Origin of the sequence: Stenotrophomonas sp. Sm2128 (assembly GCF_030985535.1) — a bacterium.
GTDB classification, from domain to species: domain Bacteria; phylum Pseudomonadota; class Gammaproteobacteria; order Xanthomonadales; family Xanthomonadaceae; genus Stenotrophomonas; species Stenotrophomonas maltophilia.
Window position 1 is genome coordinate 50,198 of record NZ_JAPTFQ010000023.1, and the last position, 6,431, is coordinate 56,628.

Annotated in this window: 6 protein-coding genes; 1 reads left to right on the forward strand and 5 read right to left on the reverse strand. The window is 66.3% G+C overall.

Annotated elements, in window-relative coordinates; genetic code table 11:
• Positions 1-9: 9 nt before the first annotated feature.
• From O0K41_RS09015 to O0K41_RS09035, 5 genes are all read right to left on the reverse strand, one after another.
• Positions 10-600, reverse strand: a complete 591-nt coding sequence (locus O0K41_RS09015) for a DUF2242 domain-containing protein (RefSeq protein ID WP_049449946.1) — start codon at positions 598-600, stop codon at positions 10-12.
• A 245-nt stretch (positions 601-845) separates the two neighbouring features.
• Positions 846-3,023 (reverse strand): carboxy terminal-processing peptidase, encoded by a 2,178-nt coding sequence (locus tag O0K41_RS09020; RefSeq protein ID WP_005411064.1) that lies wholly within the window; start codon positions 3,021-3,023, stop codon positions 846-848.
• Positions 3,024-3,279: 256 nt separating this feature from the next.
• Entirely contained in the window at positions 3,280-4,290 is a 1,011-nt protein-coding gene (lipA, locus tag O0K41_RS09025) for a lipoyl synthase (RefSeq protein ID WP_005411065.1), read from the reverse strand.
• Positions 4,291-4,307: 17 nt separating this feature from the next.
• Positions 4,308-5,018 (reverse strand): lipoyl(octanoyl) transferase LipB, encoded by a 711-nt coding sequence (lipB, locus tag O0K41_RS09030; protein ID WP_005411066.1) that lies wholly within the window; start codon positions 5,016-5,018, stop codon positions 4,308-4,310.
• A complete protein-coding gene (locus O0K41_RS09035) occupies positions 5,006-5,284 on the reverse strand; it encodes a YbeD family protein (RefSeq protein WP_005411067.1) in 279 nt (92 codons plus the stop codon). The genes lipB and O0K41_RS09035 overlap by 13 nt, the downstream gene beginning before the upstream one ends.
• 351 nt (positions 5,285-5,635) lie before the next feature.
• Between O0K41_RS09035 and O0K41_RS09040 the strand changes: the two genes are divergently transcribed.
• Positions 5,636-6,431: lipid A deacylase LpxR family protein (locus tag O0K41_RS09040; RefSeq protein WP_308304489.1), on the forward strand; the 796-nt coding region annotated here is incomplete at its 3' end.

The following is a 6,431-nucleotide window of genomic DNA, read 5'->3' on the forward strand; positions in this document are numbered from 1 at the left end:
CGCGCACGTTCAATCCTGGTCCGTGCTCGCCGGTGCGGGCTCCGGGGTTGTGACCACAGGCGGAACGGGCTTGCCTGCCTCCGCCGGGAGGTACTGTTGCAGGCGCTGGAAGAAGCGACGATAGAACTCAGCATCGGTAACCGTGCTGCTGGCCACTTTCACCAGCGAGTCGTCATTGCTGCCGAACGGCAGCGATACAGATCCGAGCGCACCGACGCCAACACTGGCCGAGGTCGGACTCTTCTTCAACGCATAGCGATCCTGCACGGCACTGACGAATACCAGTGTCTGGCTCCCGCGCGGTGCGCAGGAAATACGCAGCACCAGCTGCTCGTGATCGTCCTCGCGCGGCTGGAAGTTCTTGTTGCCTTCCACCTGCGCCGCGTCGGAACGGGCGATGGCATAGCCCTGGCTGAGCAGTGTGCGCCGTGCGGCCTCGCAGGCGTCACCGGGACGGCCATCGACGGTGCGCGAGAAGGTGTCGCCGGAATCAAAGGATTCGCGAAGCAACGTGCTGTCGGCGACGCGGCCACCACAGGCCGACAGGATCAGGGCGCTGGCGAGCGCCACGGCAACACTGGAAAGACGGGAGGCCCGCATGGGTACTCCTGCGAGGACGGTACCGCCAAGGGTAGTCCTGCGACCGTGTGCGGCAGGTCGAAAGTACGCCCGCCAGCCCCCGCCGTTGCTGCCGGTTCATGCACGGAAAAGGGGACGGAGGGGATTAAGTCGTTTGTGGCACTTCGCCCCGCCACGCATGGCACGGCGCTACCGTGAACGAGGTCCCCCAAACGAAAAAAGGGCCGGCAATGCCGGCCCCTCCGGTATCACATGCCGTCGCCGGCTCAGTCCGCCCAGCGGCCGGCACCGGTGGACTGCGGCAGCACCTGCGCCGACAGCGGGCGGTCGTTGGCCAGCAGGTTCACCGCGTCGGCCAGGATCGAGGCTGACTCGCGCAGCAGCGGGTCCGGGCGCTTTTCGGCAGCCTTCTCGCGCGCGGCATCCTTGACGATGTCGCGCTCGTTGCCGGTCAGGCCGTCATCGCTGCTGTCATCGGCCAGCGGGTCCAGGGCCAGGCCCAGCTCCTTGCGCTGCACCTGGCGCTCCTTGCGCTGGGTATCCTGGCGCTCGCGCTCAGCGCGACGGGTCGCCTCGTTGAGCGAGATGTACTTCTTCGCCGCTTCGGTGCGGAACTGCTGCACGTCCTCGTTCCACCACTGGAACTCCTTGTCGGTGGCGATGCGCGCGTCGTGACGGGTTTCCAGCTTCGGCAGCAACGGCGCGAAGTTGCCGTACTGGGTGTGCGGCACGGCGGCGATGCGGGTCCACGGCAGTGCGTTGTCGTAGGTGCTCTCGCCGAATTCGGTGGCATCGACGCTGGCCGGGAACGCCAGGTCCGGCACCACGCCCTTGTGCTGGGTGCTGCTGCCGCTGATGCGGAAGAACTGGGCAATGGTCAGCTTGACCTGGCCGAAGCGCTGGGTCTCGCCACTCGGCCAGCGGTCAAGGTCGACGATGTTCTGTACGGTGCCCTTGCCGAAGCTGGTTTCACCGATCACCAGGCCGCGACCGTAGTCCTGGATGGCGCCAGCGAAGATCTCCGAGGCCGAGGCCGAACCACGGTTGATCAGCACCGCCAGCGGGCCATCCCACGCCACGCCCTGGTTGCGGTCGCTGTTGACGGTGACGCGGCCACCGGATTCGCGCACCTGCACCACCGGCCCCTGTTCGATGAACAGGCCGGTCAGTTCGATCGCTTCATCCAGCGAACCACCGCCGTTGTTGCGCAGGTCCAGCACCACGCCGTCCAGCTTGTCGTTCTTGAAGCCGGCCAGCAGCTTGGCCACGTCGCGGGTGGCCGAGGCGTAGTCGGCGGCATTGCGGCGACGGCCTTCGAAGTCCTGGTAGAAGGTCGGCAGCTTGATCACACCGATCCTGCGTGCGGGCTCGCCGTTGGCAGCCGGGATGGTCATGGTCTCGCCCTTGGCGGCCTGTTCGGCCAGGCGCACCTTCTGGCGGGTCAGCACCAGGGTGTGGTGCTTGCCATCGGCGCCTTCGGCAGCCGGGATGAATTCCAGCTTGACCTGGGTGTCCTTGGCGCCGCGGATCTTGGCCACGACATCGTCGATGCGCCAGCCGATCACGTCCTCGACCAGGCCGGACTTGCCCTGGCCAACGCCGACGATGCGGTCACCCGGCTTCAGCGTGCCATCCACCGCGGCCGGGCCACCGGCAATGATCTCGCGGATGACCACCACATCGTCCTGGCGCTGCAGCTGCGCACCGATGCCTTCCAGCGACAGCGACATCGCCTGGTTGAAGTTCTCGGCGGTGCGCGGGGTGAAGTAATCCGTGTGCGGGTCAACGGCACTGGTGTACGAATTCATGAAGAACTGGAAGACGTCTTCGCCCTTCAGTTCATTGACCGACTTCTCCAGCGTCGCGTAGCGCTTGTCCAGCGTCTTGCGGATGTCATCCGGCTTCTTGCCGGCCAGCTTCAGGCGCAGCCAATCGTTCTTCACCGACTTGCGCCACAGCTCATCGAGCTCGGCACTGCTGGCCGCCCACGGCACCTTCTTGCGGTCGTACTCGAAGCGCTCGTCGGTGGTGAAGTCCGGCTCCTGCTTGAGCAGCTTGCGCGCGTACGCCACGCGCTCGCCGACGCGCTGCTTGTAGACAGCGAACACCTGGAACGCCGGCTCCAGCTCGCCGCCCCGGATGGCCGAGGCGATGTTGGCCTCGAACGGTGCGAAGCGCGCCACGTCGGCCTGGGTGAAGTACTGCTTGCCGCCGTCAAGCGTTTCCAGATAGCGCTTGAACACGTCCTTGGAGGTGGCCTCGTCCAGCGCGCGCGGGCGGTAGGCGTAGCGGCTGTCGGACAGCAGGCCGTACACCAGCTTGGACGTGGTCACCTGGTCGGCGGTGGCCGCCGCGGGCAATGCGGGCGAGTCGGCCTTGGCCGCCAACGCCAGTGGCGCGACCAGCGCCAGGGCCATCAGGAATGCGGGGGCTTTGAATTTCATTGACGTGCTCGAAGGCGCCTTGCCAAGGGGGAGACTGCGGGGTGTTAAGACACCACGACAGTGCCGAAAGTTGCCGGGTTTGTCACCCGGCCGCGCTCGGTGGAAAACCAGCCTAGCCGGGCCGGTGTAGCAAATTGTGAATGCAGGCGAAGGCGTGCGGACCAACGGTCCGCACCCACCAGGAGGGTGGTGACACCCATTGGCAACGCCAGGCCATGGCTGGCGAAGGCGTGCGGACCAACGGCCCGCACCCACCTCAGGAGACGCCGGCGCCCTTGGCCTGCACGTCGGCGTGGTACGACGAGCGCACCATCGGGCCGGAGGCCACGTGGCTGAAGCCCAGCTCGTAGCCGTAGTCTTCCAGCGCCTTGTAGTCTTCCGGGGTCCAGTACTTCAGCACCGGGTGGTGGTGTGCGGTCGGCTGCAGGTACTGGCCGATGGTGATCATGTCCACGTCGTGTGCGCGCAGGTCGCGCAGGGTGGCCTTGATCTGTTCGAAGTCCTCGCCCAGGCCGAGCATGATACCGCTCTTGGTCGGCACGTCCGGATGCTGCGCCTTGAAGTTCTTCAGCAGGTTCAGCGACCACTGGTAGTCCGCACCCGGGCGCACGTTGCGGTACAGGTCCGGCACGGTCTCGATGTTGTGGTTGAACACATCCGGCGGGTTCTGCGCCAGGATCTCCAGCGCGCGCTCCATGCGGCCCTTGCCACGGAAGTCCGGGGTCAGCACTTCGATGCGGGTGCCCGGCGACTTCTCGCGAATGGCGGTGATGCAGTCGACGAAGTGCTGGGCACCACCGTCGCGCAGGTCATCGCGGTCCACGCTGGTCACCACCACGTACTTCAGGCCCATGTCGGCCACGGTCTGGCCGAGGCTGGCCGGTTCGTTGGCATCCGGCGGCTTCGGGCGGCCGTGGGCCACGTCGCAGAACGAGCAGCGGCGGGTGCAGACCTCGCCCAGGATCATGAAGGTGGCGGTGCCGTGGCCGAAGCACTCGTGGATGTTCGGGCAGCTGGCTTCCTCGCACACGGTCACCAGGCGGTTTTCGCGCAGCTTGGCCTTCAGGTTCTGCACGGCATTGCCCGAAGGAATGCGCACGCGGATCCAGGACGGCTTGCGCAGCACCGGCGCGTCGGCGAACTGCACCGGCGAGCGGTTGATCTTGTCACCGCCCAGCTGCTTGACCCCGGCCTGCAACGGCGCGGCGGACGGGGAGTCGCCCTGCACGATCTGCAGGGGAATGGAACGGGCGGTGGTTTCAGTCATGGCAGTTCCGGGGGCGGTCAGGCGGCCGCAGAAAGATCGGGCAGTTCGGGGGTGTGCTGCAGCAGCAGGCCGAACTGGCGGGCCAGGTGGTCCAGCAGCACCGGCTTGACGGCCTCCATCCCGGAGGGACCGCCCAAGTCTACCACCGAGGTCACCTGCAACCCCTGATAGCCACAGGGATTGATGCGGTGGAAGGGCTCCAGGTCCATGGCCACATTGAAGGCCAACCCGTGGAAGGTGCAGCCGCGACGCACGCGGATGCCGAGCGCAGCGATCTTGGCGCCGCCGACATAGACGCCCGGGGCGCCCTCGCGGCGTTCGGCACCGATGTTCCACTCGCCCAGCGTATCGATGATGGCCTGCTCGATGCGGCACACGTAATCGCGCACACCGATGCCCAGGCGCGGCAGGCGCAGCAGCGGGTAGACCACGATCTGGCCGGGGCCGTGATAGGTCACCTGGCCGCCACGGTCCACATGCAGCACCGGAATATCGCCCGGCGCCAGCACATGCTCATCCTTGCCGGCCTGGCCCAGGGTGAACACCGGGTCGTGTTCGACCACCCACAATTCGTCGGCATCGGTGTCGCTGCGCTGGTCGGTGAAGCGCTGCATGGCGCGCCACACCGGCTCGTACGCCTGGCGGCCAAGGTCACGCACCAGCGCCGGACGCGGCGCGCGGTCCTCGGGGGCGGCTTCAGCCGGGCAGCTGTCGGCTACAGCGTCCACTTCACTTCCGGGTGGTCGCGCAGCGCCTGGTGCGCCAGGTCGTACTGTTCGCGGCTCTCAGCCTTGAACACGATGCGGACGGACACGTACTTGCCGTTGGAGGAATGCTTCCAGCTGATGCGTTCATTGACGACATCGATGCCGGCAGCCAGCAGCAGGCGGGGGAGCTCATGTTCCAGGCCGCGGTTGGCCGGGCCCATGGCGCTGAGCTCGAACTGGCCGGGGAACTGGAAGCCGTGGTCGGGGTTGTCGGACTTGATTTCCATGGACCCATTATCGGGCCGCAGGGCAACAAACCCAAGAGTATTCATCAACGTCAAAGACGGCACCGGCGGCCTGCTGCGTTGCAGGCCACCCAGAGGCGTGGGCCGAAAGCCCAACGGCAGCTGACTGCAATCTGCTGTCACGCACTGGCCCAGGCATCGTATGGCGGCCAGTGGTCACCTTCACACCAGACCCGCGGCGCTTGCGCGGGTAACAAATTGTGTCCGCTGGACAATGTTGTTTTCGGAACAGACAAGTGATTCGAACGTGCTCGTTCCGCCGCGCGGGCGCGAGTACCGTAGCGTTGCATATAACGACCGAAAACCGTCCCCTTCCCCATGAGCATTCCATCCATGCGTAGTGTCGCAGCCCTGGGGCTGGCCGGCCTGCTGGCCTCTGCCCTCCCCCTTGCCGCCCAGGCGGCCGAACAATGTGGCCCGGACGCGATGCGCGACCACCCGCCGCAGATCAACTTCCGCGTTGACAACGACCTGTTTGGTGGCCGCCACCAGGACCAGGGCTACACCAACGGTGCGCTGTTGACCCTGGTCTCGCCCAATCTGGTCGACTACACCGACGACCCCTGCCTGCCGCGCATGGCGCGCTGGGTGAACCAGTACCTGGAAGGGCTGCATCCGGGCAGGTTCGAGCAGCAGAACATGATCTTCAGCATCGGCCAGGGCATCTTCACCCCGACCGATTTCAGCCGCAGGGACCTGATCGAGGACGACCGTCCTTACGCCGGCGTACTGATCGCAAACTTCGGTTTCAATGCGCGCAGCGGCGACCGCCTGCAGACCACCCAGCTGACGCTGGGCGTGGTCGGCCCGTGGGCACAGGGCAAGCAGGTGCAGAATGCCGTGCACGAAGTGCTGGGCGACGAGAAATTCAAGGGCTGGGACAACCAGTTGCACAACGAGCCGCTGTTCATGCTGACCCATGAGCGCATGCGCCGCTGGCCCGGCGATGCCAGCATCAATGCCGACGGCTGGGGTTGGGACGCGATCAGCCACTACGGCGGGTCGATCGGCAACCTGGAAACCAAGGCCAACCTCGGCGGTGAAGTGCGCTTTGGCTGGAAGCTGCCGGACGACTTCGGCAGCACGCCGTTGCGCCCGGCCGGCGAGAACACTGCGCCGACCCGCGGCG